This window comes from Caballeronia sp. GACF4 (genome assembly GCF_023631025.1).
Taxonomy (GTDB): Bacteria; Pseudomonadota; Gammaproteobacteria; order Burkholderiales; family Burkholderiaceae; genus Caballeronia.
In genome coordinates, this window is the sequence record NZ_JALQDW010000034.1 from 1 (window position 1) to 26,339 (window position 26,339).

General features: G+C 62.9%; 23 protein-coding genes and 1 pseudogene. 11 read left to right on the forward strand and 13 right to left on the reverse strand.

The features are described 5' to 3' along the window. Positions 1-320: 320 nt before the first annotated feature. Positions 321-1,421, forward strand: a complete 1,101-nt coding sequence (locus NCR40_RS27940) for a LacI family DNA-binding transcriptional regulator (protein WP_409014787.1) — start codon at positions 321-323, stop codon at positions 1,419-1,421. 15 nt (positions 1,422-1,436) lie between these two features. Here the strand turns inward: NCR40_RS27940 and NCR40_RS27945 are convergent, their stop codons facing one another. Beyond that, the gene (locus NCR40_RS27945) at positions 1,437-3,254 is read right to left on the reverse strand and encodes an IlvD/Edd family dehydratase (RefSeq protein WP_244831110.1); all 1,818 of its coding nucleotides are present in this window, start codon (positions 3,252-3,254) and stop codon (positions 1,437-1,439) included. Positions 3,255-3,468: 214 nt separating this feature from the next. Here NCR40_RS27945 and NCR40_RS27950 point away from each other — a divergent pair, with 214 nt between their 5' ends. Together NCR40_RS27950 and NCR40_RS27955 are read left to right on the forward strand one after the other, a co-directional pair. Beyond that, positions 3,469-4,857, forward strand: a complete 1,389-nt coding sequence (locus tag NCR40_RS27950) for an MFS transporter (protein WP_250467818.1) — start codon at positions 3,469-3,471, stop codon at positions 4,855-4,857. Between the two features lie 52 nt (positions 4,858-4,909). Then, complete coding sequence (locus NCR40_RS27955; protein WP_250467817.1) at positions 4,910-5,365, forward strand: YaiI/YqxD family protein; 456 nt, start codon at positions 4,910-4,912, stop codon at positions 5,363-5,365. 309 nt (positions 5,366-5,674) lie between these two features. On the opposite strand, the gene NCR40_RS27960 is transcribed toward NCR40_RS27955, so the two are convergent. Together NCR40_RS27960 and NCR40_RS27965 are read right to left on the reverse strand one after the other, a co-directional pair. After that, complete coding sequence (locus NCR40_RS27960; RefSeq protein WP_250511369.1) at positions 5,675-6,715, reverse strand: aldo/keto reductase; 1,041 nt, start codon at positions 6,713-6,715, stop codon at positions 5,675-5,677. Between the two features lie 29 nt (positions 6,716-6,744). Then, positions 6,745-7,542: an SDR family NAD(P)-dependent oxidoreductase gene (locus tag NCR40_RS27965; protein WP_244831106.1), complete on the reverse strand. Its 798-nt coding sequence runs from the start codon at positions 7,540-7,542 to the stop codon at positions 6,745-6,747. Between the two features lie 183 nt (positions 7,543-7,725). On the opposite strand from NCR40_RS27965, the gene NCR40_RS27970 reads away from it, so the two are divergent. Further along, complete coding sequence (locus tag NCR40_RS27970) at positions 7,726-8,196, forward strand: MarR family winged helix-turn-helix transcriptional regulator (RefSeq protein WP_250493857.1); 471 nt, start codon at positions 7,726-7,728, stop codon at positions 8,194-8,196. Positions 8,197-8,222: 26 nt separating this feature from the next. On the opposite strand, the gene aqpZ is transcribed toward NCR40_RS27970, so the two are convergent. Beyond that, entirely contained in the window at positions 8,223-8,954 is a 732-nt protein-coding gene (gene aqpZ, locus NCR40_RS27975; protein WP_250511370.1) for an aquaporin Z, read from the reverse strand. Positions 8,955-9,347: 393 nt separating this feature from the next. Between aqpZ and NCR40_RS27980 the strand changes: the two genes are divergently transcribed. Beyond that, entirely contained in the window at positions 9,348-10,094 is a 747-nt protein-coding gene (locus NCR40_RS27980) for a glucose 1-dehydrogenase (RefSeq protein WP_244831103.1), read from the forward strand. A 48-nt stretch (positions 10,095-10,142) separates the two neighbouring features. Here NCR40_RS27980 and NCR40_RS27985 read toward each other — a convergent pair whose 3' ends face one another. Further along, complete coding sequence (locus NCR40_RS27985; RefSeq protein ID WP_250511371.1) at positions 10,143-11,714, reverse strand: alanine/glycine:cation symporter family protein; 1,572 nt, start codon at positions 11,712-11,714, stop codon at positions 10,143-10,145. A 290-nt stretch (positions 11,715-12,004) separates the two neighbouring features. Between NCR40_RS27985 and NCR40_RS27990 the strand changes: the two genes are divergently transcribed. Genes NCR40_RS27990 through NCR40_RS28010 form a run of 5 tightly spaced genes read left to right on the forward strand, consistent with a single transcriptional unit; the run spans position 12,005 to position 16,645 of the window. Continuing rightward, a complete protein-coding gene (locus tag NCR40_RS27990) occupies positions 12,005-12,814 on the forward strand; it encodes a class II aldolase/adducin family protein (RefSeq protein ID WP_250511372.1) in 810 nt (269 codons plus the stop codon). A 31-nt stretch (positions 12,815-12,845) separates the two neighbouring features. Beyond that, on the forward strand, positions 12,846-13,850 hold the full coding sequence (locus tag NCR40_RS27995) for an aliphatic sulfonate ABC transporter substrate-binding protein (RefSeq protein ID WP_250511373.1): 1,005 nt from the start codon (positions 12,846-12,848) through the stop codon (positions 13,848-13,850). A gap of 23 nt (positions 13,851-13,873) precedes the next feature. Further along, positions 13,874-14,689 carry an ABC transporter permease gene (locus NCR40_RS28000; RefSeq protein ID WP_244831099.1) on the forward strand — a complete coding sequence of 272 codons (816 nt, stop codon included), beginning with the start codon at positions 13,874-13,876 and terminating at the stop codon, positions 14,687-14,689. 3 nt (positions 14,690-14,692) lie between these two features. Beyond that, the gene (locus NCR40_RS28005; RefSeq protein WP_250493852.1) at positions 14,693-15,409 is read left to right on the forward strand and encodes an ABC transporter ATP-binding protein; all 717 of its coding nucleotides are present in this window, start codon (positions 14,693-14,695) and stop codon (positions 15,407-15,409) included. A gap of 39 nt (positions 15,410-15,448) precedes the next feature. Further along, positions 15,449-16,645, forward strand: coding sequence for an acyl-CoA dehydrogenase family protein (locus NCR40_RS28010; protein ID WP_250511374.1), 1,197 nt, complete (start codon positions 15,449-15,451; stop codon positions 16,643-16,645). A 23-nt stretch (positions 16,646-16,668) separates the two neighbouring features. Here the strand turns inward: NCR40_RS28010 and NCR40_RS28015 are convergent, their stop codons facing one another. Genes NCR40_RS28015 through NCR40_RS28045 form a run of 7 tightly spaced genes read right to left on the reverse strand, consistent with a single transcriptional unit; the run spans position 16,669 to position 24,530 of the window. After that, on the reverse strand, positions 16,669-17,967 hold the full coding sequence (locus NCR40_RS28015; protein WP_250511375.1) for an NtaA/DmoA family FMN-dependent monooxygenase: 1,299 nt from the start codon (positions 17,965-17,967) through the stop codon (positions 16,669-16,671). A 15-nt stretch (positions 17,968-17,982) separates the two neighbouring features. Beyond that, a complete protein-coding gene (locus NCR40_RS28020) occupies positions 17,983-19,212 on the reverse strand; it encodes an acyl-CoA dehydrogenase family protein (protein ID WP_250511376.1) in 1,230 nt (409 codons plus the stop codon). Between the two features lie 10 nt (positions 19,213-19,222). Further along, complete coding sequence (locus tag NCR40_RS28025) at positions 19,223-20,590, reverse strand: LLM class flavin-dependent oxidoreductase (RefSeq protein ID WP_250511377.1); 1,368 nt, start codon at positions 20,588-20,590, stop codon at positions 19,223-19,225. Further along, complete coding sequence (locus tag NCR40_RS28030) at positions 20,587-21,666, reverse strand: ABC transporter substrate-binding protein (protein WP_250511378.1); 1,080 nt, start codon at positions 21,664-21,666, stop codon at positions 20,587-20,589. Before NCR40_RS28030 ends, NCR40_RS28025 begins: the two co-directional genes overlap by 4 nt. A gap of 31 nt (positions 21,667-21,697) precedes the next feature. After that, entirely contained in the window at positions 21,698-22,552 is an 855-nt protein-coding gene (locus tag NCR40_RS28035) for an ABC transporter permease (protein WP_250511379.1), read from the reverse strand. Then, positions 22,549-23,454: an ABC transporter permease gene (locus NCR40_RS28040; RefSeq protein ID WP_250511380.1), complete on the reverse strand. Its 906-nt coding sequence runs from the start codon at positions 23,452-23,454 to the stop codon at positions 22,549-22,551. The genes NCR40_RS28035 and NCR40_RS28040 overlap by 4 nt, the downstream gene beginning before the upstream one ends. Further along, complete coding sequence (locus NCR40_RS28045) at positions 23,451-24,530, reverse strand: ABC transporter ATP-binding protein (protein ID WP_250511381.1); 1,080 nt, start codon at positions 24,528-24,530, stop codon at positions 23,451-23,453. The genes NCR40_RS28040 and NCR40_RS28045 overlap by 4 nt, the downstream gene beginning before the upstream one ends. A gap of 225 nt (positions 24,531-24,755) precedes the next feature. Here NCR40_RS28045 and NCR40_RS28050 point away from each other — a divergent pair, with 225 nt between their 5' ends. Then, complete coding sequence (locus NCR40_RS28050; protein WP_250511382.1) at positions 24,756-25,637, forward strand: alpha/beta hydrolase family protein; 882 nt, start codon at positions 24,756-24,758, stop codon at positions 25,635-25,637. Between the two features lies 1 nt (position 25,638). On the opposite strand, the pseudogene NCR40_RS28055 reads toward NCR40_RS28050, so the two are convergent. After that, positions 25,639-26,328, reverse strand: a pseudogene (locus tag NCR40_RS28055) (GNAT family N-acetyltransferase); the annotation flags it as partial. Positions 26,329-26,339 lie beyond the last annotated feature (11 nt).

Sequence of the window (26,339 nt, forward strand, 5' to 3'; positions counted from 1 at the left end):
AGCTCGAGCTCGAGCGTACCGATCCATATGCTCAAACGCTGGGTGAGTCGCGCGCTTGGATGCTGCAGCGCGTCCGTAAGTTTTTTCGTTACAGCATTCATTCGCTTCCCATTCAGTTGAACGCAACGTATGGAACCGTCGCGCCTGGAGCTTTTTAGCGCAGGAATTTAGGGCTGCAACAAAAGAACGTCAATCGATCGGCTGACAAACAGGAATAGTCTCAAGTAGCCAAGGTCACGCGTCATCGTCTGAACGCGAACTTGCCCCCCACAAGCCGGTATGATTACCCCCATCGAATCATCACCGCGCAACGCCCCGGCATGACATCAGTCAACGATCCCACATCACCCACCGCCGCCCCCGTGCGCATGGCCGATGTCGCGCGTATCGCCGGGGTGTCGAAGATGTCGGTGTCGCGCGTTTTGACAGGCCAGCACGTCAGCGAAGAAACGCGCGCGCGAGTCATGGATGCCGTGCTCAAAACCGGCTATGTCGCCGATGCCATCGCGGGTGCGTTCTCTTCCGGCCGAACGAATGTCGTCGCGGTCATCGTGCCGTCGTTATCGAGTTCGAATTTCGCGGAAACCGTGCGCGGCATCAACGATGTCGTCGAGGCGCGCAGTCTGCGTCTCTTGCTCGCCAACACGGACTATCTGCTCGAAAGGGAAGAAGCGCTCATCCGCGCGCTCCTGAGTCATCAGCCGCGTGCCGTCGTCATCACGGGAGGTCAGCACACGTCCAAGGCGCGCGCCATGCTCAAACAGGCGCGCATTCCAGTGGTCGAAATCTGGGAGATTCCCGCGAAACCCGTGGATCGCGTCGTCGGCTTCTCCAACGCGGACGCGGCCGCCGCGATGATGCGCTATCTCTATGCGCGCGGCTATCGGCGCATTGGCTTCGTGAGCAGCGCATCGCACCTGGATTTGCGCGGCGTCGCGCGGCGCAATGGCTATCTCGGCGCCGTGAAGGAAGCGGGTCTGCACGACATCCGCGAAATCGCGCACACGGACTGGACCACGGACATGGCGCACGGCGCGGCCATGGGTCACGGCGGCGCGGCGCTCGAACAGATCCTCGACCGATGGCCCGATACCGACGCCATCATGTGCACGAGCGACATCCACGCGTTCGGCGTCATCATGGCGTGTCATCGGCGCGGTATGTCGGTGCCGCGCGATATCGCGGTGGCGGGCTTCGGCGACTTCGAAGTGTCGCGCCATTGCTATCCGACCATCACCACCGTATCCGTCGATGCCTACGGGATCGGTCACGCCACCGGCGAATCGCTGCTCGCCGCGCTCGACGAGTCCGAGACACCCAACGCGTCGCGGCGCGAAATCGCGCAGGCGCGTCCCGACCGGCAGGACGTGCCCACGCTCATGCGCGTGCCTTACGAAGTCATCCCGCGAGAAAGCGCGTAAAGACCTCGTTACGGCTCAGTGGTTGTGCCGCGACTCGCCGCGCGTCTCGATGATGTCCTGATAGCCGAGCGCCGGCTCAAGACATGCGCCGCTGCCCTGCTGCCCGACCATGCTGCGATAAATCTCTTCCCACGGCGTCTTGTTCTGCAACTCGATAGGCACGTACGCTTCGCGGCGCTGCGCCATTTCATCATCGCCGATCAGCACGTTGACCTTGTAGTTCTGCAAGTCGATTCTCAAGCGGTCGCCCGTCTTCAGCAGCGCGAGGTTGCCGCCCACCGCCGCTTCCGGCGATACGTTGAGAATCGAAGGCGTCGCGCAGGTTCCGCTTTGGCGGCCATCGCCCAGTGTCGGCAACTGCGTGATGCCTTGCTTGATGAGCGCGGCGGGCGGCTGCATGTTCACCACTTCCGCGCCGCCCGGATAACCCACCGGCCCGCAATTGCGAATCACCAGCACGGAACGTTCGTCGATCTCGAGCGCGGGGTCGTCGATACGCGCGTGATAATCCTCCGGTCCCTCGAAGACGATCGCCTTGCCTTCGAACACGTTCGGATGCTCGGGATCGGAGAGAAAGCGCTTGCGGAAGGCGTCGTCGATCACGCTGATCTTCATCACCGCGCTGTCGAACAGATTGCCGGAGAGCACGACGTAGCCCGCCGCCGGCTTAAGCGGATCGTCATACGCGCGAATCACTTCGCGATCCACGTCTGCGACGGCGGCCAGGTCTTCGCCGAGCGTCTTGCCCGTGACCGTACGCACGCTCGTGTCGAGCTTGCCTGCCGCCTGCAGTTCGCGCATGACGGCCGGCACGCCGCCCGCGCGATGGAACGCCTCACCGAGAAAGCGGCCAGCGGGCTGACAGTCCACCAGCAAGGGAATCTCGGGACCGAGGCGCTGCCAGTCATCCAGCGTGTGATCCACGCCCATGTGCCGCGCAATCGCGATCATGTGAATCGGACAATTCGACGATGCCCCGAGCGCCGCCGCCGCGACCACGGCGTTTTCGAAAGCGCCCTTGGTCATGATGTCCGAAGGCCGCAGATTCTCGTGCACCATGCCGACAATGCGCTGCCCCGTGCGATACGCCACCCAGCCGCGTTCGCGATGCGGCCCGGGAATCGCGGCGCAACCGGGCAAGGACATGCCGAGCGCTTCGGCGAGCGAATTCATCGACAACGCCGTGCCCATGGTGTTGCAATGCCCGACAGAAGGCGCGGACGACGACACTTCGTCCATGAACGTCTCATAGTCGATCTCGCCGATGGCGTGACGCTTGCGCGCATCCCAGATGATGGTGCCCGAGCCCGCGAGCTTGCCCTTCCACCAGCCGTCGAGCATGGGACCGCCCGACAGCACGATAGCCGGAATGTTGACGGTCGCCGCGGCCATCAGACACGCGGGCGTGGTCTTGTCGCAACCGGTGGTGAGCACCACGCCATCGAGCGGATAGCCGTGCAGGATTTCGACGAGCCCGAGATACGCGAGATTGCGGTCGAGCGCGGCGGTCGGGCGCTTGCCGGTTTCCTGGATCGGATGCACGGGGAATTCGAGTGGAATGCCGCCTGCATCGCGGATGCCGTCGCGCACGCGCGTCGCCAGTTCCAGATGATGCCGGTTGCAGGGCGCGAGATCGGAGCCCGTCTGCGCAATGCCGATGATCGGCTTGCCCGACTGCAATTCCTCGCGCGTGATGCCGTAGTTCATATAGCGCTCGAGATAGAGCGCGGTCATGCCGGGGTTCGAGGGATCGTCGAACCAGCGGCGGCTGCGCAGGCGCTTCTTGTTCTGCGCGTCTTCGGATTGGGGAGCTGAGTTATTCGTTGGTGTCATGACAGTACTCGCGATACGTTGACGACGGGGTTACAGCCTACGCGCATCCGGGCAAATGCCCATTAGCGCTTTCTTGTAGATCGGCATCCCTCCATGTTAGATTTTGTTGACGGTTACCGATAACCGGGTTTATCCGAAGATGCCGGTTTTCGTCCGGCTTTCAGATCGAGTGTCGTCAGAGAGACACCGCGCAGGAATCAGGAGACACGAGAAGATGACGTCCCACCACGATGCGTTGGCGCATGCCGGCGCGCTTCCGCTCGATCGTCCTTCCGACGGCGCTTCCGCGCCCGTTTCCGCGAGGCAGCTTCGGCGCGCGATTCTCACGAGCGCCGTCGGCAGCGCGCTCGAATACTACGACTTCGCTATCTTCGGGCTGGCCACGGCATTGATCTTCAGCCGCGTGTTCTTTTCCACGCTCGACGCGAGCGCAGGTCTGCTCGCGAGCTTCGCGACCTACGGCGTGGGCTTTCTCGCGCGTCCGCTCGGCGGCTTGTTCTTCGGCTCGCTCGGCGATAGGAAAGGCCGAAAGTTCGTCCTCTTGCTGACCATCGCGATCATGGGCGTATCCACGACGCTCGTCGGCTTGCTGCCCGCCGGTCCTCTCGGCGCGGTCGGGCTCGTCTTGCTGCGCCTCACGCAAGGATTCGGCGCGGGCGCGGAACAGGCGGGCGCATCCACCTTGATGGCCGAAGTCGCGCCCGTGAAGACGCGTGGCTTCTTCGCGGCGCTTCCGTTCGTCGGCATCTTCGCGGGCTTCGGCATTGCGACGGCGACGTTCAGCATCATGCAGCACTCGATGGATCAGGCCACGCTCCTCGCCTGGGGCTGGCGCATTCCGTTCCTCGCGAGCGTCGTGCTGATCGGCGTCGCCATCTGGATACGCTTGCGTCTGCGCGAAAGCCCGACCTTCGCCGCGCTCGAAGGCGGACACAAGGTCGCGCGTTCGCCGATGCGGCTCGTCATCAAGGACGCGCGCCGCACCGTCGTCGCGGCCGTGCTGATGCGGCTTGCGGAACAAGGCGGCTCGACCATCTATACGACCATCGTGATCGCGTTCCTCAGCGGCACCGTGGCGGCGCGGCACGGCGTGCCGCCAGCGGAACTGGCGCGCGTGGGCACGAGCGGCGCGCTCATCGCTACTTTGTCGAGCGTGATTACCACACCGCTTTTCGGGGCGTTGTCGGATCGGCTCGGGCGCAAGACGGTGTATCGCGGCGGCGCGATCTTCATGCTGCTCTGGGCGTTCCCCGCGTGGTGGATGGTGAGCACCGGCAGCTTCTGGTGGGTCGCGCTCGCGATGTTCGGCGGGCTCGCCATCGGCGCAAACAGCATGCTCGGGGCGCAGTGCGCGCATTTCGCGGAACTCTTCGGCAATCGCTATCGGTACTCGGGCGTGGCCTTGTCGCGCGAGATCGGCGCGGTGTTGTCGGGCGGACTCGCGCCAATTCTCGGCATCTATCTGATTGGCCGCGCGGGCGGCGGCTTCTGGGTCATGGGCGCATACACCGCCGTGTTGTCGGCGCTCACGCTCGTCGGCGTCGCCATGTCCACCGAGACCCGTGGCCGCGATCTCACCGATTTGCGCGACGCCGTTCGTTGAGCGTTGGCATCGGGAGTATGATCGGCGTCTTCCTTCGAGCGGACGCCAGTCAATGGAAATTTTCGTCGATGCCGACGCCTGCCCTGCCATCGTCAAGGACATTCTGTTCCGCGCCGGGCCGCGCGTGGAAGTACGCGTGACGCTCGTCGCCAATCAATTTTTGCGCACGCCCGCGTCGCCGTGGCTGCGCGCGATTCAGGTGCCAGCGGGCTTCGATGTCGCGGATAAGCGCATCGTCGAAATGGCGCAAGCCGGCGATCTCGTCATCACCGCGGACATTCCGCTTGCGGCCGCCGCGCTCGCGAAAGGCGCGCATGTGCTCGACCCGCGCGGAGAATGGATGAACGCGGAAAATATCGAGGAGCGACTCTCCATTCGCGCGATGATGGATCAGTTGCGCAGTTCCGGCGTGCAGACCGGCGGCCCGCCGCCCTACGCTCCGCGCGATGGCAAGAAGTTCGCGGGCGAACTGGACAGATTTCTCGCGAAGCGGTCCGCCACAAAGTAATCTTGTTGCGCAAAACGCATCACATAACGTAATCGTAAAGTTCGGTTGATACGATGGCGCCTCCTCTCAATCCCCTGATAATCGACGTCATGAAGAAAGCTGTTTTCGCCGCACTGCTGGCCGCCACCACGTTCCTTTCCGTTACCACCGCTTTCGCGGCCCCCCACCATCATGCCGAGTGCCACAAGGTGCGCGTGCATCATCATTGGGAACGCCACTGCAAGTAACGGCTGCCTCGTGCGGTCTTTGAAAAGCCTCGCTTAATGCGAGGCTTTTTGTTTTTTGGGGCCGAGGCTCGCGCCCCTTTCTTCATCGAACCGGCGCCAGCGGATAATCCAGCAAATCCGCCTTGCCGCCCGCCAGCCGGCTGCGCGTTCTCTCCGCGTTCATCACGTCATGCGGAAAACCGAGCGGCGTGGCGCTTGCCGCATCCAGACGCGCGAGCTGCTCCGCACTAAGCGAGACCGCGAGCGCACCGAGGTTGTCGTCCAGCTGCTTCAAGGTACGCGGTCCGATGATCGGCAACACGCCCTTCGCGAGCACCCACGCAATCGCCACCTGCGCCGCCGATACACCCAGCTCATTGGCGATGGCGAGAACCGCGTCGACCGTGGCGGTCTTGCGCGCGTCGCTTTCGTCGTGGATCACGACACCGAGTCCTTGCTTGCGCCCCGTCTCGCCTTGCCGATACTTACCGCTCAGAAGCCCGCCTCCGAGCGGCGACCAGGCCACTGTGCCAAGACCGAAAGCCGCGGCCATTGGCAGCAACTCGCGTTCGACGGTGCGCTCGACCAGGCTGTACTCGATCTGCAACGCGCTGATCGGCGCCCAACCGCGCATCTCGGCGATCGTCGCCGCCGTCGCGACGCGCCAGGCGGGAAAGTCCGATAGCCCCGCATAGAGGATCTTGCCGGCGCGCACGAGGTCGTCGAGCCCGCGCGCGATCTCCTCGCTTGGCGTCACGCCGTCGGGCATGTGCACCCAGAGAAGATCGATGCGATCGGTATCGAGCCGTTTCAGGCTTGCATCGACCGCCTGCACCATCGCCTTGCGGCTGTTGCCGGTGCGCTGCAGACCCGCGTCCGGCGACGCCCCGAGCGAGAATTTGCTCGCAAGCACAATGTCCTCGCGCTCCGCCTTGATGAACTCGGCGAGGATGGTTTCGCTATCGCCGAACTGATAGCTGTCGGCGGTATCGATGAAATTGCCGCCTGCCGCACGATACGTATCGAAGACCGTCTTCGCTTCGTCGCGCTCCGAGCCGTATCCCCAACCCGTGCCGAAGTTGCCCGTGCCCAGAGCCAGCGACGATACCTTCAGCCCCGTACTTCCGAAAATGCGATAACGCATGTCGATCTGCTCCTCTCCGTTTCCGGCGATCAGGCGCGATAGCGCGGCGCGGCGGTGCCGTTCTGCGATGCGCGGAATAGCGTTTGACGCGCTTCTTCGAAGCTGTGCAACAACTGCGCGTCGTGTACCGACGGCATGGTGATGGCTTCACCCTGATCGAAACCTTCGAGCGCGGCATCGACCATGTCTTCGGTCCGCATGACCGTGCCCGCCGCCAGCGAGTCGAGCGGCACGCCCGATTCGTCCCAGATTTCCGTGGCCGTCGCTGCGGGCAGCACCGCTTGCACCTTCACGCCGGTGTTCGCGAGTTCCAATTGCAAGCCGCGCGTGTAGTTCAGAACGAAGCCCTTTGTGCCGCTATAGACCGCGCTGACGGGCAAGGTGTCGAGCGCCAGCACCGAAGCAATGTTGATGATCGCGCCTTCGTTGCGCGCGACGAAACCGGGCACCACGGCTTGCGTCAGACGAACGAGCGCGGTGATATTGAGCGCGATCTGCGTGGCCGTATCCGCCACCGATGACTGCGCCACCGGCCGCAGCCGCGCGAGTCCCGCGTTATTGACGAGCACGTGGATGTTCGCTTCGGCCGCGATGCGCTGCTCGACGCGTTGCAGATCCGCCTCGCTGGTCAGGTCTGCGACGACCGTCTCGACGTTCACGCCATGCGCGCCGCCAATCTCGCTCGCCAGTTCGCGCAGACGGTCGGCGCGACGTGCGACCAGCCACAGATCGTAGCCGCGCGCGGCCAGACGTTGCGCATACACCGCGCCGATACCCGACGACGCGCCCGTGACAACCGCAATCTTGCGGGATGCTTGATTCACCATGACTTCTCCCTGACGAAGGATTAAAGTGGAGTTAGTTGAGGGCTCAAGTATATGTGTATTTGCCCAAAGCTTGTCAAGCGCGAGGCAATCAACCATCCTATGCGTATGGAAAAGAAAGCTACATCTAAGGCACGAACGAAGCGTGCCGAGTCCGTTCCGACTATCGAGTCCGGTGCCGCGGACGTGTTTGCACCGCTCGCCTGCACGAACACGGCGCTGCGCCGGGCATCGCGTCGACTGAGCCAGCTTTATGACGAGGCGCTCGCGCCGCTCGACATGAAGGCGACGCAAATGGCGCTGCTCTCGCAGATCGATCGATACTGCAAGGAGCACGCGAGCGAAGGACCGTCCCTGCAGGAACTGGCGTCGCGGCTCGGCATTCAGGTGTCGGCGGTGACGCATGCCATGCGTCCGCTCGTGCGTGACGAACTGGTGGAATTACGCGCGGATGCCGAGGACAAGCGCTCGAAGCGCTGCGTGCTTACGGCGTTGGGCAGAAAGCAATTGAAGGCCGCGCTCGCGTATTGGGTGGCTGCGAACCGGCGCGTGGATCGCGTGCTCGGAGCGGGCGCTGCGGCGACGTTGCGGACGCTTGCGGACAAGGTCGCATCGGATGATTTCTTCGAGGCTTATCAGGCCGACAGCGCGCGGTAGCTTCACCGCGCGCCTGGGGCTTGGCGTCAGCTCACCTTGCGGCCCACGATAGGCGCGGTGGGCGACAACGACCCGGACATCGCTGGATAGATCAGGCCCGCGAATACCGCGCCCACTATCGGCGCCGCCCAGAACATCCAAAGTTGCTGGATTGCCCACATGCCCGCGAAAAACGCGGGACCGGTCGAGCGCGCCGGGTTGACCGAGGTGTTGGTCACCGGAATGCTTACCAGATGAATGAGCGTAAGGCAGAGTCCGATGGCGATCGGCGCGAAGCCGACCGGCGCGCGCTCATGCGTGGCCGCGAGAATGACGAACACGAACATGAACGTCATCACGACTTCGGACACGAGTCCGGCGCCTAGCGTGTACTTGCCGGGTGAATGATCGCCGTATCCGTTGGCGGCGAATCCCGCGAAGCGGTCGAAGTCTGGCGCACCCGCTGCGACATATGCGAGCACGGCCGCACCCGCTATGGCGCCAAGCACCTGAGCGACGATATAAGGACCGACATCGCGCGCGGGAAAACGGCCCGCAACCGTCAGGCCGATTGTGACAGCGAGATTAACATGGCATCCGGAGATGGGACCGACGGCGTAGGCCATCGTGAGAAGGCTCAGTCCGAACGCGAGCGACACACCAAGGAGCCCGATTCCGACAGTCGAGAATTTTGCCGCGATGATCGCGCTGCCGCATCCGCCCACCACCAGCCAGAACGTTCCGACGAACTCCGCTAACATTCGATTCTGTAGAGGCATGGCCTTTCTCCGCAGGTTAGTCGCAGTTTAGTAAGTAATACCAATCTATCCGAAGTATGTGGAGCCGCTGTTGAATAAGCAGCCGCCGAAATCGCACCTTCTGTGCTCCTTAAGAGTATGCGAAAGTACGCCGATTGCCAGCCGGATGTTTCAGAATCGGTAATGCTCGCCATTGGGCCCTTTCACCTCTGAAGAATGCGCAAGCCGCGTGGTAATTCATCGTTCAATGAATAACCAGAGTTCGATTGTTCGTTAAATCCCGCAAATCAATTCGTCATATCGGGCTTTTTCAAGATGCCGCTCACGGATACATTGCTTCTCAACGCAAGCCGGCCTGAACCTGATTCAACGCCGGCTTAACTTTCAGCGAATCATCGATAAAGGAAGACAGACATGGGCAAGCTCACCGGCAAGGTTGCAGTCGTAACGGGTGCATCGAAAGGAATCGGCGCGGCAATCGCCAAGGCGCTCGCGGCAGAAGGCGCTTCCGTGGTCGTGAATTACGCAAGCAGCAAGGCGGGCGCGGATGAAGTGGTCGCGGCCATCACCGCGGCAAACGGCAAGGCGACCGCAGTGGGCGGCGATGTGTCGAAGTCGGCGGATGCGCAAGGAATCGTCAATGCCGCCGTCGAAACCTACGGACGGCTGGATATCCTCGTGAACAACTCGGGCGTGTACGAGTTCGCACCGGTCGAGGAAATCACCGAGGAGCATTACCATAAGCAGTTCAACGTGAACGTGCTCGGTGTGCTGCTGACGACCAAGTTCGCTGCGGCGCACCTCGGCGAAGGCGGAAGCATCATCAACGTGAGTTCGGTCGTGTCGCGTATCACGCCGCCGCAAAGCGCGGTTTATAGCGGCACGAAAGGCGCGGTCGATGCCATCACCGGTTCCCTCGCCCGTGAACTCGGCCCGAAGAAGATCCGCGTGAACTCCATCAACCCCGGCATGATCGTGACAGAAGGCACGCAGAGCAACGGCATCATCGGCTCCGACTTCGAGACTCAGATCGTCGCTCAAACGCCGCTTGGCCGCGTTGGCCGCCCGGACGATATCGCGACGATCGCGGTATTCCTGGCCTCGGATGATTCGAAGTGGATCACCGGCGAGCAACTGATCGCCAGCGGCGGTATGCGCTAAGTTGAGCGGTAACGGGTCCTCGCGAGAGGACCTTCGATCACGCCGCCGTCAGCGGGTTGTCTGCTGCGGCGGCGTGGCGCTTTTCCGATCGTCCAGCCAATATTCTGTCTTCACGCCGATGTTCGCCGAGACGAACCTTCCGCCGCTTCCCTTCCGATAATCCGCCAGCGCGCGATACACGAGCCTTTGCCCGGCCAGCACGATCGGAACGTTGAGCAGCACCATGACGATATTCATCAGGTCCGACAACGCCCACAGGTTCGGCAATTCAAGACCTGCGAGCACCGTCAACGCGCCGAACGGCACGAACACGAGCGAGCCGACGACTCTTATTCCCACGATGAACGTGCGCCCACGCGAGATGAAATTCGCGGAAATCTCCGCGAACGAAATCATGCCGAGCAACGTGGTGAACGCGAAAAGGCCGTAGCACAGACACATCACGATGCGGATCACGTGGCCCACCGACTCAGGCACCAGCGCCTGCACGGAAGCCAGATAAACCGTGATCTTCGATGCCCTCACCGATTCCCACGCCTGACCATCGACCGTGCCGGTCCACACGTGCGCCATCACGACGATGAAGCCCGTCATCGTGCAGATGACCATGGTGTCGAAGAACACGCCCAGGCTTTGCACGAAACCCTGTTCGCACGGGTGATCGTTATCGGCAATGGCGGCCGCCATCGTAATGGTGCCCTGTCCTGCTTCGTTCGACATCAGCCCGCGCTTCACGCCCTGCGCGAGCGCCGTGCCAATAGCGCCGCCGAACAATGCATGCGGCGCGAACGCCCCGACCACCACTTCGCGAAAGAAGTACGGAATGAGCGGCAGATTAATGAGGATGATGACGAGCGACATCAGGCAGAAGAGCGCGGCCTTGATCGGCACGAGTACATCGGTATAAGCCGTGACTCGCCGAATGCCGCCCATGATGATGAACGAACACGCGACAATCAATCCGCCCGCAATGAAGTAATACACCGCCGATTGCCGCGCGAGATGCGTGCCGGCGACGGTATCGGCAATGGTGCCTATCGCGGTGAACACGTTGAACGTTTGCGGCGGCACGTTGAAAAGCGCATAGACGATAAACACGAGCGACAGAAACGTGCCGACAATTCGCCGGTCGCCGAGAATGCGGCGTCCATAAAACGGCAAGCCGCCGACGAACTCGTTCTGCTTTCTCTCCTTGAAGAGTTGCGCCAGTGTGGATTCCATGAAAGCGGTCGCCATGCCGAAGAACGCCGCGACCCACATCCAGAATAATGCGCCAGGTCCGCCGACGGAAATCGCGCCCGTGATGCCGACAATATTTCCCGGTCCCGCACGCATCGCGAGTCCCAGCATGAACGATGCATGCGCGCTTACGCCCGTGCTCGATGTCTGCCGGCGCAACATGATACGCACGATCTTGCGCATGTTCATGGTCTGGACAAAGCGCGTGCGAATGGAGAAGTAAATGCCGACGCCAACCAGCAGCAGTATTGCGAAGGGGAACTGTCCGAGAACCGGAATCTGTGAATAAGCTTTGAAGTTGGTGGGAAAGTCCCAGAGAAAATCGGAAATGGGCGCGATGAATGCGAAGAACGCATTCACGGATTGGAAAAGATTTTCCACGCAGGCTTATCCTTTGTTGCTGCGACCTGTCCTTTAGGACGGTCGAATTGCAAAAATCTGGCTGATTGCGAGAGCATTGATGCGACCGGCTACGGGCGCGGGCGCTCATTATACTGTCACGCCGCGTCTCAAATAGTCCTGCATTCACGCGCGATTATTTACAAAGCTGTCCCCATCGCATAACTAATCAAGCCGCGCGCTCAATAGCGAATCACCTTTCGATGTTTGTTCGCGCACCTGCATGCCAGCAGAATGCCCTTCTCCATCGAATGCAAGGAAAGGTGACTGCAATGGCCGAAGCGGACAGCGCGACGCTCGTGGATATCGCGGATATCGCGGAAATCGAACGATTCGAACAGACAGGACGCATCGATCTTGCGGCCGCGCATCGCGCAGCGGTCATGCACGATCTGCACGAAGGCATCGCCAATCATTTCTCGCTGTCGCTGCCCGATCCGCGCGGGCGCTTTCTCGTCGCGCCATTCGGTTTGCATTGGTCAGAAGTCAAGGCCAGCGATTTCCTCACGCTCGATTACGACGCCAACCGCATTGCCGGAGAAGGCGTGGTGGAGCAATCGGCGCTATGCATTCACCTGCCGATCCATCAGGCAGATCCAGTTCGTCATGCCGCCGTGCTGCATACGCATATGCCCTACACGACCGCGCTCACGCGTCTTGCGGATCAGCGGCTGTTGCCTATCGGCCAGGCGGAATTGCTGCTGCTCAAGCACATTGCCTACGACGACGAATACACCGGGCTAGCCTACGACATCGAGGAAGGGCGGCGTCTTGCCGACCGTCTCGGCGACAAGAGCATCTTGTTCCTGGCGAATCATGGCGTGATCGTCACGGGGCGCAGCGTGTCGCAGGCGTATGACCGTCTTTATCTGCTCGAACGCGCGGCGCGCTTTCAGGTGCTCGCGTATTCAACCGGCAAACCGCTGCGGCTTTTATCGCAAGAGCAGCAGGACAAGGTGCATCGCCAATACACGGAAGCGGCAAAGGAAGGCGCGGCTTGGTCCGGCAAGCCCTACCACGTGCTGCATTTCGAAGCGCTCAAGCGTCTGCTCGATCAGCGCAATCCCGGTTACGCCCTCTGACTTCCCGCCACTCTTCTGCCGACATACCCACGTGACCGACCAATCGACCAACACCGTTCTATCCGACGACACTCCCGGCTCTTCGACTCGCCGCAAGCTGATTATCGGCGGCCTCGCCACGGCGGCGGGCTTCATGATCGGCACGTCCGCGCGCGCGGCTCCGGTGCTGCGCGTGGGCGACATGAATTCCATCGGCTGGAAAGCCTTCCTCGAAGCCTCCGGCGAAGCGAAGAATCTGCCGTACGAAATCGAGTGGAGCAAGTTTCCCGCAGGCCAGCCGGAATTGCAGGCCTTCAACGCCGACGCACTCGATGTCGGCCAGACCGGCGACAGCGTGTTCCTCTTTGCATATGCGGCGGGTTGCCCGGCGCGCGCGGTCAGCGCCATTACCTTCGCGCCGAGCTTCATTCCGCTGCTCGCGCAACGCGACTCGGGCATCCGCAAGGTCGCGGACCTGAAGGGCAAGAAACTCGCGGTCAATGCAGGCGGCGGGCCGCAACTGATGGCTTACGGTCTCATCGAAAAGGCGGGGTTGAAGCGGGAAGACGTGAACCTCGTGTTCCTCGATCCCGGTGCCGCGAAGCCCGCATTTGCCGCCGGCGCCGTCGATGCGTGGCTCACCTGGGCGCCATATTCGACGCTTGCGATCCAGCAGAACGGCGCGTATCCCATCGCCGATCTGCGCGACGTCGACTATCTCTATAGCGGCAACAACTTTCTGCTCGTGCATGAGAAAGCGGCGCGCGACAAGCGCGATGCGATCCGCGACTTCCTCGCTCGCAGCGAGCGCGCGCAACGTTGGGCGCTCGCCAATGTCGATGCGGCCGCCGCCGCGCTCGTGAAGGACACGCATCTCGATCCCGCCACCGCGAAGTCCTTGCTCGCCGAGTACAAGCCGACGCCCGCGCCGCTCGATTCCAACGTGCGCAACGCGCTTCAGCACGCCGCTGACGGTTTCTATCGCTACGGCATGATCAAGCAGTCGATCGGCAACGTGAGCACGGCCTTCGATGGCCAGCTCGCGACGCGGGCATGAACACTTTCCGGAGGATTCGTCTCATGTCGCATCCAACACTTGCCGTCGAAGGCCAAGCCGCGCCCGCGCCGCGACGCGCCGCCGTATTGCGCTGGCGGCGGCTAGTCGTGCCGGTGGCGTTGTTGTCGGCATGGCAACTGGCGTCGTCAACCGGGTTCGTCAACGAACGGCGCTTCTCGTCGCCCGCGCAGATTGCCACGACGCTCTGGGAACTCGCAGCCAGCGGCGAACTCGGCACGCATCTGCTCGCGTCGCTGGCGCGCGCGGGAAGCGGGCTTGCCATCGGCCTCACGCTCGGTGTCGCGCTTGCGCTCGTTAGCGGTCTCTCGCGCCGTGGCGAGGATTCCGTCGATGCCCTTTTGCAAATGACGCGCACCTTGCCGCATCTGGCGCTCGTGCCGCTGTTCATCCTGTGGTTCGGTATCGGCGAGACACCGAAGATCGCGCTCGTCGCGCTGGGCTGTCTGATACCGGTCTACCTCAATCTGTTCGCGGGTATCCGCAGCGTCGATGCCAAGATCGTCGAGATGGCGAGCACGCTCGGCCTCACACGTGCCGAGCAGATTCGCCATATCGTGCTGCCGGGCGCATTGCCTTCGTTTCTCGTCGGCTTGCGCTATTCGCTGAGCATTGCGTGGCTCTCGCTCGTGGTGGGCGAGCAGATCAACGCGTCGAGCGGGATCGGCTATCTCGCGATCACGGCGCAGAACTACATGCGTACCGACATCATTATGGCGTGTCTCCTGATCTATGCACTGCTCGGACTCGTCACCGATGCCCTCGTGCGCGGCGCCGAAAAACGTCTGCTTGCATGGCGGCCATCCACGATCAAGGACTGAGCGATGACCACACGCGATCCTATCATCCGTATCCGGCAACTGACGCGGCGCTTCGGCGCGCACACCGTACTCGACCGGCTCGATCTCGACATCGAACGCGGCTCTTTCGTGGCGTTGCTCGGCCGTTCGGGTTCGGGGAAGTCCACCTTGTTGCGCACGCTGTCGGGCCTCGATGAAGCACCCGCCGGCACGGTCGACGTGCCGGACAAGCGCGCGGTCGTGTTTCAGGAGCCGCGTCTCGTACCGTGGAAAACCGTCGAGGAAAATCTTGCGCTCGGTTTGCGCAAGCCCGACGCGCGCGCCGTGATCGCCGCGGCACTCAACGAAGTGGGCGTCGGGCATCGGCTGCATGCGTGGCCGCTGACGCTGTCGGGCGGCGAAGCGCAACGCGTGGCGCTCGCGCGTGCGTTGGTCCGCGATCCGAAAGTCTGGCTACTCGACGAACCGTTCGCCGCGCTCGATGCCCTCACGCGCATCCAGATGCAGCGGCTCATTGCGCACGTGTGGAAAGCGCATGCGGCGACGGTGCTGCTCGTCACGCATGACGTCGATGAAGCGCTGCTGCTCGCCGACCGCGTGCTCGTTCTGGAGCATGGCCGCATTGGCAGCGATATCGACATCGCGTTGCCGCGCCCGCGCGTGTCCACCGATCCCGCGTTTGCGGCGCTACGCGACCGCTTGCTCGCGACGCTCGGCGTGCCCGCCGAAGCGCACGCGTAATCCGACATCTTTCCCTCTCATCGTTCAAGGAAGATCAACGTGACCAACACCGCACCATCTGCACTCGATGTCCGCGACTTGCGCGCGCTTTTGCCCTGGGTCGCCGATCAGGAAGCGCAACCCGGCCGCGACACGGCCGCCTTCAAGGCCACGATGCAGCGCCTGAAAGACGCGCGCATCGGCGCATTGCGTTTGCCGCGCGAACGTGGCGGCGCCGCGTTGACGCTCACGCAGTTATTCGACTTCGTGATCGATCTTGCAGCAGCCGATCCGAATGTCGCGCACGCGTTCCGCAACCATCTGAATCTGGTGGAGAGCCTGCTGATCGACCATAAACGCCTCCCCGCATTCGATACCTATCTCGACCGCGTCGTGCGTGGCGAGACTTATGGCGCATCGGCGACGGAACTCGGCAAGCGCAACGTAGGCAACTTCGATTACGACACAGCGGTCACTTCCGGCCCTGACGGCCTGCGTCTGAACGGCAAGAAGTTCTACAGCACGGGCAACCTGTATGCGGACCACATCTACGTCTTTGCAGTCGATGAGGCCGGCAAGCAGATCAAGGTCGTCGTGCCCGCCACGCGCGAAGGCGTGGATATAGCGGACGATTGGGACGGCTTCGGTCAGCAGTTCACGGCAAGCGGCTCGACCAACTACACGAACGTGAAGGTGTTGCCCGACGAGATCGTCGATAACAGCCGCGTCACCGCGCTGCCGTATGTCGCGACCTTCGCGCAGTTGTATCTCTCGGCGGTGGTGGCGGGCATTTTGCAGCGCGTTGTTTCCGATGCCGCGCACTTGCTGAAGTCGCGCGAACGCAATTTCTATCACGGTGTCGATGAAGTACCCGCCAACGACCCGCTTCTGCAAGCAGTGCTCGGCCGCATCGAAAGCGTGGCGCATCTGGCGCGTGTGAGTGTGCTTGAAGCGGCGCAATGGCTCGAACGCGGCTTCGACAGCGCCGCATCGGGCGATGTCTCCTCGCATGCGTTCGAGCGCGCCGCCAACAGCACGGCGAAGTCGAAAGTGGTGATCGACGAACTCGCCTTGCGCGCAGCGGGAGAACTGTTCGAACTCGGTGGCGCTTCGAGCACGCGCGTGAGCCAGCGGCTCGACCGGCATTGGCGCGCGTTGCGTACGGTGACGGCGCACAATCCGCTCATCTTCAAGGCGCTTGCAATCGGCAGGCAGGCGGCGCATGGCACGCCGCTGCCCAATCTCTCCTACTTCTGAATCATGCTCGCGTGCCGTGCAAGTCAACCCGCCTTTACGCGTTCGCGCAACGTCGCATGTTCATACGACGCGGGCCGCAAGCCGCGTCGCCGCAATTCGGGGACCACGAGATCGACGAACTCGTCCATGCAGGCAGGCAACGCGTGCGTGATGCAGATAAAGCCATCGCCGCCGCCTTCATCGAGCAAGGTCCGCAACTGATCCGCGACTTCCGACGCCGTACCCACGACATGCGGTCCCTGTCCCGCCGCGAAATGACGCGCGATCTCGCCGAGCGGCGTATGCGGCGCGAAGTCTTCGGTGATGGTGGAAAGATGCCCGCGAATGCCGCTCGTTTCGCCGATATCGGGAAACGGCGCGTTGGCGTCGAAGCGCGAGAGGTCGGTGTTGAGAAACGCGGACAACATGGTGAGGCCCGCTTCGACCGTCACGTTGTCGCGAATGGCCTTCTGCTTCTGCAAGGCTTCTTCGCGAGTCTGCCCGACGATAGGCACGATACCCCACAGAATGCGCACATCGCCCGCGCTACGTCCGGCTTTCGAGGCTTCGCCCTGCACCTTGTCGACGAACTCGCGCATGCCGCGCGCCGAATGCCGCAAGCCGAACACGAGTTCCGCATGCCGTCCCGCGAATGCCGCGCCCGCGCTCGATGAACCCGCCTGCGCAATCAACGGCCTGCCCTGCGGCGAGCGCGGCACCGTGAAGCGCCCCTGGCTCGCGAAGAAGTCGCCGTGAAAGTCGATCCTCGCGACTTTCGATGGATCGGCGAACACGCCCGACGCGCGGTCCGCGACGATCGCGTCCGGCTCCCAGCTATCCCATAGCGTCTGGCACAGCTTGAGATACTCCTCCGCGCGCCGATACCGCGTGTCGTGTTCATCGAGCTTCTGCCCGAACTGACGTGCTTCGGGTTCGCCCGCCGTGGTCACGAGATTCCACCCCACGCGCCCTTCGGTCAGATGATCGAGCGTCGCGAACTGCCGCGCGACCCAGTACGGCGGCAGAAACGCGGTACTCAGCGTCGTGATGATGCCAACCGACTGCGTCACACGCGCCATGATCGGAATGAGCGGCAGCGGGTCATGTCGCGGACATTGCACGGCCCAGCGCAAGGTGTCGTCACTGTCGCCGCGATACGTCTCGTAGATCGAATACGAATCCGACAAGAAGATGGTGTCGATGCCGCCACGCTCCGCCGTGCGCGCAACGTGCTCCCAATACGCCGGACGGTCGTAGCGCAAGCCCTGGAACGAGCGCGGCAGACGCCATTGCCCGACCGTGTGCGGCGAAGCCGAATGCGACAGAAAGAATGCGAGCAGCACGATACGTGTCCTTGTTTAGCGCGTGGAAACGTTCGGACGCTCGACGCCGAGCACGTGTCGCGCAACCACGCCTTTTTGCTTGTCGACCGAATCGTGCAGCGTCAGCGTGCGCGCGTTGCGCCAGTGCCTGTCCGCCGCGGCGCGCCTCGTAGCCGAACGCGCGCCGCCGATCTGAAAGAGCCGCGAACCCGCTTCAATGGAACTGCCGCTCGCATGCACCTTCGCCTGATAAACGGCGACCAGCACCTCGGCAATATCCGCTTCGCCGCGCGTGAAGGCGTCCATCGAACGGGCTGCTTCGTTGATCAGCGCGCGGCTCGCACTCAGCGCGATGCGGATATCGGCGACATGCGCCTGAATTGCGGGCTCCTCGGCGGCGCGTGCGTAACCGTTGGTCGGCTTCTGCACGTGATTCACGAAGTGCAGGGTATCGTCGAGCGCCGCTTCGCCGATGCCCGCGAGAATCGCCGCAAAGCCGAGTTGATAGAGCGGCGCGAAGATAGCCGCAGCAGGCACGCTGGCCGGATTGCCCGCAACCCAGCGGCCATCGATCACGCTTTCGTTCACGACGAGCCGACCGCTCGATGTCGCCCGCTGACCGATGCCGTCCCACGTATCGAGCACGTTCACCGCTTCGTGACTGCGCGGCAGCAGCACGAGAACGGACTCGGGCGGACGGCCTTCGTCATCGGTCACGGTCGCGCACTGGAAGAGCGCATAAGTGCAGCCGACCGAGCCTGTCGCGAAGGCTTTTTCCGCCTTGACGCGCCAGCGGCCGTCGTCGAGACGCTCGGCATACGACTTGAGGTTCGTGCGCTTGTTGTCGTACGTGAAGCGCTCGTCGGGTTCGGCGGCGGTGAAGCAGAAGGTCGCGCCATCTTCGCGCACGGCGGCGGCGAGTTCATCCACAAGTGCGGAATCGGCCAGCAATTCCAGCGTGAAGAGCGCGCCTGTCTGCACCGTATAGAGCTGCGCGGTGTTGCTGCAGGCGCGCGCGATCGATGTCACCGCATCGAAGAAATGCGTGAAGCTCGTGCCGCGTCCGAAGCCCGCTCCGCCGCGTTCCAGCGACAGACCGGCTGCGAGCAGACCCGCATCGTGCAAGGTGCGGATGTTGTCGTAGGGAAACGTCGCGGCTTCGTCGGTTTGCGCACTGCGTTGCTTGAGCACCGGCGTGGCTTCGGCAAGTCCACGATGCAGGCGCGCGATGGCATCGGAGAAAATGGTTCGATCGATCTGGTTCATGTCGGCTGTCTCAAAGGTCGCGATATTGCGCGCCCGGATGCGTCGCTCGCAGATGAGGTCCGCGCCCGGCAAAGAGCTTCTCGCGCAGCGTGCCCTCGGCATACTCGGTGCGATAACGCCCGCGATTCTGCAGTTCCGGCACGACGAGATCCACGAACGCATGCAGGCTTTCGGGCATCACGAGACGCCGCAGATTGAAGCCATCGACGCCGGTTTCATCTATCCATGCAATCAACTGATCCGCCACCTCGCGCGGATCGCCGACGATGAACGGCCCGCGTCCGCCGATCTGATCGAAGCGGCTCATGTCGCGCGGCGTGATGGGCCGGCCTGCATGCTTCGTGAGATTCTCGACGGTCGACTGCAGCGCGTTGCTCTTCACATAGCGAATCGGTTCGTCCAGATCCAGTTCCGCGAAGTCGATGCCGGTCCAGCCCGACACCAGCGCAAGTTGTCCCAACGTATCGACGTATTCGGCATACTCGGCCTGCAATTCGCGCGCTTCCTTCGACGTGCGCGCAACCACGACGGTCGCGCCGAGATAGAGCAGCACATCGTCGGCAGCGCGGCCTGCATCGACTGCATGCTGGCGGATGTCGCGCGCCGCCGCCGCGACGATGGCAGGCGTCTGTCCTTCGAGAAACACGCATTCCGCATGCTTGCCCGCGAACGCCTTGCCGCGTCCCGACGCACCGGCCTGATACAACACCGGCGTGCGCTGCGGCGAAGGCTCGGTAAGATTGAAGCCATCGACACGGTAATACGGGCCTTCATGCTTCACGCGCCGCACGCGCGACGGGTCAGTATAAGGATGTCCCGCACGCTTGTCGCGCACCGCCGCGCCTTCAACCCAGCTTCCTTCCCACAGCTTGTAGACGGCTTCGAGGAAGTCCTCGCCGGCCGCGTATCGCTCGTCGTGCTCGCGCGCTTTCGCGAGACCCATGCCACGCGCCGCGCTTTCCAGATAACCCGTCACGACGTTCCAGCCCGCACGGCCGCTCGTCAGATGATCGAGCGTGGAAAAGCGCCGCGCGAACTGATACGGATGCTCGTACGTGAGGTTCGCCGTCACGCCGAAGCCGATGTGCTTCGTCGCATAAGCCATGGCGGGCACGGTCAGCAACGGATCGTGCGAAGGCGCTTGCGCAGCCGCGAAGAGCGTGGCGTCGGTGCCGCCGCCGTAGACATCGTAGATGCCGAAGACATCGGCGAGAAACACGCCGTCGAAGAGACCGCGCTCGGCCGTCTGCGCGAGTTCTACCCAGTAGCCGAGCGTGTTGTGTTCGAGCGAGCGGTCGCGCGGATGCCGCCAGAAGCCCGCCCACGAATGCGCGGGTGCGTTCATGTGGAACGCGTTGAAGTGGATGTGCTGGGTCATTTTCTGGAGACGATGGTCCGGTTCCACAAGTCCTGCGCGCGATCGAACGCGCCCCAGAACTTGTTCCAGTCCGGGTGATAGAGCGCCTGGGCTTGCTCCGGCTTGTAGATGAGCTTGGCCGCGAGTTGCGGGTCGGCTTCGATCACGGGCGCAAGCAGGCGGTTGGTCGGGCCGTAGTAGAAGTCCGTTGCGTTGCCGAGCTGATAAAGCGCGCCGTAGATCTCGTTCAGGAACTGCGCCGCGAGGTCGGGATGCGGCGTGCCCTTGACGATATCCGCCGTCGATGCGAACGCGATGGAGCCTTCCGTCGGACGCACCGCGCGCGCGGGCTTGTAGGCATCCTGAAGCGCGTAGGCACGGCCATCGGCAATGACGGTAAGCCAGATATCGCCGGACTTGATGAGTTGCTCCGCCTGTTGCGAGGTCTGCCAGAACGTGCGCGCATTGACCTTCGCAATCTCCGCAACGGCCTTGTCGAGATTGCCTTCATCGCCGCCATTCAGACGCGACGTTTCGATCAGCAGCGCGCGGCCCGCGCCATTGGCGAGATCGGGCAACGCAACGTGACCCGCGAGCTTCGGGTTCCACAAGTCCTTCCACGATGACGGCGCGGGAATGCCTGCTTGCTGAAACTTGTCCGCGTTGTAGACGAAGATCGCCGAGACGAAATCGAAGTCAGGCGCATAGCCCTGCGCGTTCTTCGCGAGATCGAGCGCGAAATTCACGTTCGGCACTTTCGCCGGATCGAGCTTTTGCAGCACGCCTGCCTTGATGGCTTGCGCGCGCACGTCGCCGTCGAGCAACACGACGTCATAGGGCACGTTGCGGCCGTTCGCGGCGACGAGCTTGGCGACGTGATCGATCGACGCGCCATCGATGAATTGCACCTTCACGCCCGTTTTATTGGTGAAGATGTCGCCCGCGTATTTGATCTGCGTCTGCGTGGACTTGCCGCCCCACGACGACACGCGCAGCACGATGTCTTTGGGGTCTGCGCTCTGCGCATGCGCGAGCCCGGCAACGAGGGATGCGGTCAGTGCGAAGAGCCCGAGCGCGAGCCTGGCGATAACTTTCAAGAATGGCCTCGTGAGGAAAGAAGGAGAAGGCTCAACGCCGCGAAAAGAGACGTTCGAGACGGAAGAAACGATTGAGCAGCAACGCGAGCGCGGCCCAGAACGCAATGATCAGCGTGGACAGCGCGGTGACCGCGTTATCGAACTCCACTTCCATCGCGTTGAAGAGCTTGACGGGCAAGGTCGGACGGCTCGGGTCGCCCATGAACCATGCGACCACCACGTCGTCGAACGAAAGCACGAAGGCGAACAGCATTCCCGCGATCACGCCGGGCAAAACAAGTGGCACGGTCACGCGCCAAAACACTTGCCAAGGCGTGGCGCCAAGGTTCTGCGCGGCTTCATCGAGCGCATTGTCGTAGTGCGCGAAGCTCGCGACCACCGAGCGCACGACGAGCGGCAAGGTGAACACGGCCTGCATCAGCACGATGGCCGCGCTCGTTCCGTTGAGTCCGATGTCGTGCCAGTCGGCGGCGAGCATGAAGAACTTGAAGCCCGCCACCGCAATGACGATAGTCGGCACGCCCAGCGGCGCAACGCATAGCGCATTCACGATGCCGCGCCCCGCATAACGTCCGCGCACGATCGACAACGAAAGCGGCACACCGACGAGCGTGGCGAGCGCGGTCGTCGCCGTGCCCAGCGCGACGCTGTAGCGAAGCGCAGCGTAATAGTCCGGCGAGATCGAGCGATACCAGTGGAGCGTCCAGTCGCTCGGCGGAAACGCGAGCGCGCCGCTCTTCGAAAACGAAGCACTGACGATGCCGATAAACGGCAGCAGCAAAAACACGGGCACCGCGAAGGTCGCGATACGCAGCAGCCATTTCAACGCGCTCGATGCGGCATCGCGATGCCACACGACGGACGACGTACTCGCTTGGGTACTCATGTCCGCGCTCCGCTCATTCGCACGGCGAGCAGCATCGATGCGAGCGCGGCGATCATCGTCAGGATGGCGGCGGTCGAGCCGACCGTGTAGTTCAGCACGCCGTGCATCTGCTGATCGATGTAGAGCGCCATGAACATCACCCGATGCCCGCCGAGAATGCCCGGCGTGACGAGCGCGCTGATCGCGGCCATGAAGACCATCGACGCGCCCGCCGCCAGTCCCGGCCGGCACAGCGGCAAGACCACGCGCACGAACGCCAGAAAAGGCGTCGCGCCGAGATTGATGGCGGCTTCCTCGAGCGCGGGATCGATCTTGCGGATGGCGCTCGTCAGCATCAGCACCATGAAGGGAAACTCCACGTGCACCATGCCGATGAGCGCGCCGGTGTAGTTGAAGATCCACTGCACGGGTTCCTTCACCACACCGGAACCCAGCAAGAGCGTATTGAGCATGCCGTGTTCGGTAAGCACCGGAATCCAGCCGAGATTGCGGATCACGGCGCTGATGAGCAACGGCAACACCGTCACGAACAAAAGCGGCGTGCGCCAGCGCGAACGCGTGCGCGCAAGGTAATAGCTGAACGGAAAGCCGAACACCGCGCAGATGATCGCCGTCAATGCGCCGAAGACGAGCGTGTCGAGCAGGATCTGGAGGTAGTACGCATCGGAGAGAAAGCGCGCGTAGTTGGAAAGCGTCCATGTGTCGTCGACACGGCCCATCGAGCCGCCGCCGTGCAGCGACAAGATCAGCAGATAGCCAATAGGCGCGACGAAGAACACGCCAAGAAACGCCAGTCCCGGCAAGGCGAGCGCGCCGTAGGCGGCGCCCCTGCGCTTCGTCGCCGAAAGCGGCGCAGGCGTCGCGGCGAGATCGCCGCCTGTCAGCAAGGCATCGTTGCTCATGTGGCGGCCTCGTCGCGCAAGAGGACGGCATCGCCGTGGTGCCAGCCGAGCGTGACGGCATCGCCAGCGGCGGGTGCCGCGCGGCCCGACGTGCGCACGATGAGCGGCTCGCTTGCCTGCGTGCGGACTTCGAGATACCAGCCGTCGCCCGCATACGTGGCGAGTTCCACGCGGCCCTGCACGCGGTTCGGCAAACCCGTGCCGATCTGAATGCGCTCCGGCCGCAACGCGAGCAACAGCGGTTCGCCGGGCGCGGGCGCTGCGCCGCCGGCGAGATCGACATCGAATGGTTCGGCCGTCTGGCGGCTTTGCACGCGCAAGCGGCCATCGGCGCCGAGCGCGCCTGCCGTCACCGTGACGAGATTGATCTTGCCGATGAAACTCGCGACGTATCGATCCACCGGCCGGTCGTACAGTTCCTGCGGCGAGCCAATCTGACTGATACCGCCCTGCCGCATCACGACGATGCGATCCGAAAGACTCAGCGCCTCGCTCTGATCGTGCGTGACGAAGATGGTCGTGATGCCCACTTCGCGCTGAATGCGCTTGATCTCCGCCTGCAATTCCTCGCGCAGTTTCTGATCGAGCGCGCCGAGCGGTTCGTCGAGCAACAGCACGCGCGGATTGATGACGAGCGCCCTCGCCAGCGCGACACGCTGCTTCTGCCCGCCCGATAGCTGGTCCGGGTAACGATCCGCATAACCCGAAAGGCGCACGCGGTCGAGCGCTTCGGTGGCGCGCCGTTTGATCTCCTTGCCCGGCAGCTTGCGCACGCGTAGACCGAAGGCGAGATTCTGCGCGACCGTCAGATGCGGAAACAGCGCGTACTGTTGAAACACCATGCCCGTATTGCGCCGATGAGCCGGAACCTGCGTCACATCCTCGCCGCCGATATGGACCGAGCCCGCATCCGGCGTGACGAAGCCCGCAACCATGCGGAGACACGTCGTCTTGCCGCATCCGCTCGGGCCGAGCAAGGTAAGGAATTCGCCGTCGCGCACGGAAAGCGAGACCGCATCGACGACCGGTGCGCCGTCGTAGCGCTTGATGACGCTATGCAATTGAACCGTTGCCATGGACGCTCTGAGATGCAGCGCGTGGCCGCGCCGGTTGGATGGAACGAGCACTGGAGAGACGCGTCGTCGCAGAACAAAAAGAATAAGAGCCCGCATGCCGAGGCCAAACCAATTTTCCTGGCTTAGAAAAGTGACGGCGCGGTGATAAACGAATTCACCGATGGGTGATTAACTAAGGAGACGATCTGATACATTGCGCATCACCCAGACGCTCGAACTCCGCTCATGCGCCTTTCAGCCCTTGTGTTTGTCGCGCTTGCCGCCGTCTCCGTCGCGCGCGCGGACGAACCCGAAAGCCTCGCCGCCGATTTGCATGAAACCGTCGTGCAGGTTCCGATGATCGAGAAAGGCTTGTTCGGCGACTCGCGCCGTGAGCTGGTCGCGACGCTCTATCAGCCGGATGGCGCGGGGCCGTTTCCGCTCATCGTGCTGAGTCACGGCAGTCCGCCCGATCCGCTCAATCGCGTGAAGACCGGGCGTTATCGGCTGATTCCGCAGATTCGTACTTTCGTGGAAATGGGTTTCGCCGTGATCGTGCCGATTCGCCGAGGCTATGGCGCGACGGGCGGCACGTATGCCGAGAGCACCGGCAAGTGCGCCACTGCCGACTACGAAGCATCCGGCAATGCAGCCGCACAGGACATTCTCGCGACCATCGCGTATGCGAAGACCCAGCCGCAAGTGGACGGCAACCGGATCGTGCTGGCGGGGCAATCTGCGGGCGGGTTTTCTTCGCTGGCGGCGGCGAGCTTCGATCCGCCCGGCGTGATAGCGGTGCTCAACTTCTCGGGCGGACGCGGCGGCGATCCGGCGAGGCATCCAACCGTGCCGTGCGCCCCGGACAACATGCTAAGAGCGATCACGCACTTCGCGGGCACCGTGCGCGTGCCGGTGCTTTGGCACTATGTCGAGAACGATCAGTACTTCGGCCCGGACTACACGCGAAGCTGGTTCAACGCATTCCAGCAAGCAGGCGGCAAAGGTCAGTTCGTGATGGAGCCGCCCTACGGTGAAAACGGTCACGGAATGTTCGCGTCCCGCGCGGCCATTCCGATCTGGCTGCCTTACGTGCGCAATTTTCTCGCGCCTGTCATTCAGATGCGTTGACTCTCAAGCTCGCAAGCGATGCGCGTTGCTTGCCGTCGGCGTCGAAGTTGTCGTCGGCGAGCCAGCGTTCGAATGCGGCGCGCACCGTGGGCCAGTCTTTATCGATGATCGAATACCACGCGGTATCGCGGTTACGCCCCTTGTACACGATAGCTTGCCTGAAGATGCCTTCGAACTCGAAGCCGAGTCGCAGCGCCGTCTTGCGCGATGGCGCGTTCAGGCTGTCGCATTTCCATTCGTAGCGCCGGTATTGCAGGGCTTCGAACACGTAGCGCATCAGCAGATACTGCGCTTCGGTCGAGATGCGCGTTTGCTTGAGCAGCGGCGAAAACGTCACGCTGCCCACTTCGATCACGCCATGAACCGGCTCGATGCGCATCAGCGCGAACGTCCCGACTGCCTTGCCGCTGGATTTATCGATGACGGCGTAGTGCAACGGATCGGCCGATGCCGCCGCTTGTGTCAAATACGTGCGAAACGCCGCAAACTCCTTGAACGGACCGGTGAACAGATAGGTCCAGTCGCTCGGCTCGCTGTACGCGTGGAAAAGATCCTGCGCATGTGCGTCGACATCGAGCGGCACGATCTTGCAGTGCGTGCCTTCGACGACGATTCGCGCGGGCCGCTCGCGCGTTTTCCAGTCGGTCACGGCATCGCCGATAGCTTGTTGGTACTCGTTGGTTCTTGCCATACGCCGAAAGT

Excerpts from the sequence above, each read along its gene's own strand:
- NCR40_RS27950 (WP_250467818.1), top strand. The coding sequence starts at position 3,469 with ATGACGTCCCACCACGATGCGTTGGCGCATGCCGGCGCGCTTCCGCTC.
- NCR40_RS28025 (WP_250511377.1), bottom strand. The coding sequence starts at position 20,590 with ATGACCCAGCACATCCACTTCAACGCGTTCCACATGAACGCACCCGCG.
- NCR40_RS27955 (WP_250467817.1), top strand. The coding sequence starts at position 4,910 with ATGGAAATTTTCGTCGATGCCGACGCCTGCCCTGCCATCGTCAAGGAC.
- NCR40_RS28000 (WP_244831099.1), top strand. The coding sequence starts at position 13,874 with ATGTCGCATCCAACACTTGCCGTCGAAGGCCAAGCCGCGCCCGCGCCG.
- NCR40_RS27940 (WP_409014787.1), top strand. The coding sequence starts at position 321 with ATGACATCAGTCAACGATCCCACATCACCCACCGCCGCCCCCGTGCGC.
- NCR40_RS28040 (WP_250511380.1), bottom strand. The coding sequence starts at position 23,454 with ATGAGCAACGATGCCTTGCTGACAGGCGGCGATCTCGCCGCGACGCCT.
- NCR40_RS28050 (WP_250511382.1), top strand. The coding sequence starts at position 24,756 with ATGCGCCTTTCAGCCCTTGTGTTTGTCGCGCTTGCCGCCGTCTCCGTC.
- NCR40_RS27945 (WP_244831110.1), bottom strand. The coding sequence starts at position 3,254 with ATGACACCAACGAATAACTCAGCTCCCCAATCCGAAGACGCGCAGAAC.
- NCR40_RS27965 (WP_244831106.1), bottom strand. The coding sequence starts at position 7,542 with ATGGTGAATCAAGCATCCCGCAAGATTGCGGTTGTCACGGGCGCGTCG.
- aqpZ (WP_250511370.1), bottom strand. The coding sequence starts at position 8,954 with ATGCCTCTACAGAATCGAATGTTAGCGGAGTTCGTCGGAACGTTCTGG.
- NCR40_RS28005 (WP_250493852.1), top strand. The coding sequence starts at position 14,693 with ATGACCACACGCGATCCTATCATCCGTATCCGGCAACTGACGCGGCGC.
- NCR40_RS28020 (WP_250511376.1), bottom strand. The coding sequence starts at position 19,212 with ATGAACCAGATCGATCGAACCATTTTCTCCGATGCCATCGCGCGCCTG.
- NCR40_RS27960 (WP_250511369.1), bottom strand. The coding sequence starts at position 6,715 with ATGCGTTATCGCATTTTCGGAAGTACGGGGCTGAAGGTATCGTCGCTG.
- NCR40_RS28045 (WP_250511381.1), bottom strand. The coding sequence starts at position 24,530 with ATGGCAACGGTTCAATTGCATAGCGTCATCAAGCGCTACGACGGCGCA.
- NCR40_RS27990 (WP_250511372.1), top strand. The coding sequence starts at position 12,005 with ATGGCCGAAGCGGACAGCGCGACGCTCGTGGATATCGCGGATATCGCG.
- NCR40_RS27980 (WP_244831103.1), top strand. The coding sequence starts at position 9,348 with ATGGGCAAGCTCACCGGCAAGGTTGCAGTCGTAACGGGTGCATCGAAA.
- NCR40_RS28035 (WP_250511379.1), bottom strand. The coding sequence starts at position 22,552 with ATGAGTACCCAAGCGAGTACGTCGTCCGTCGTGTGGCATCGCGATGCC.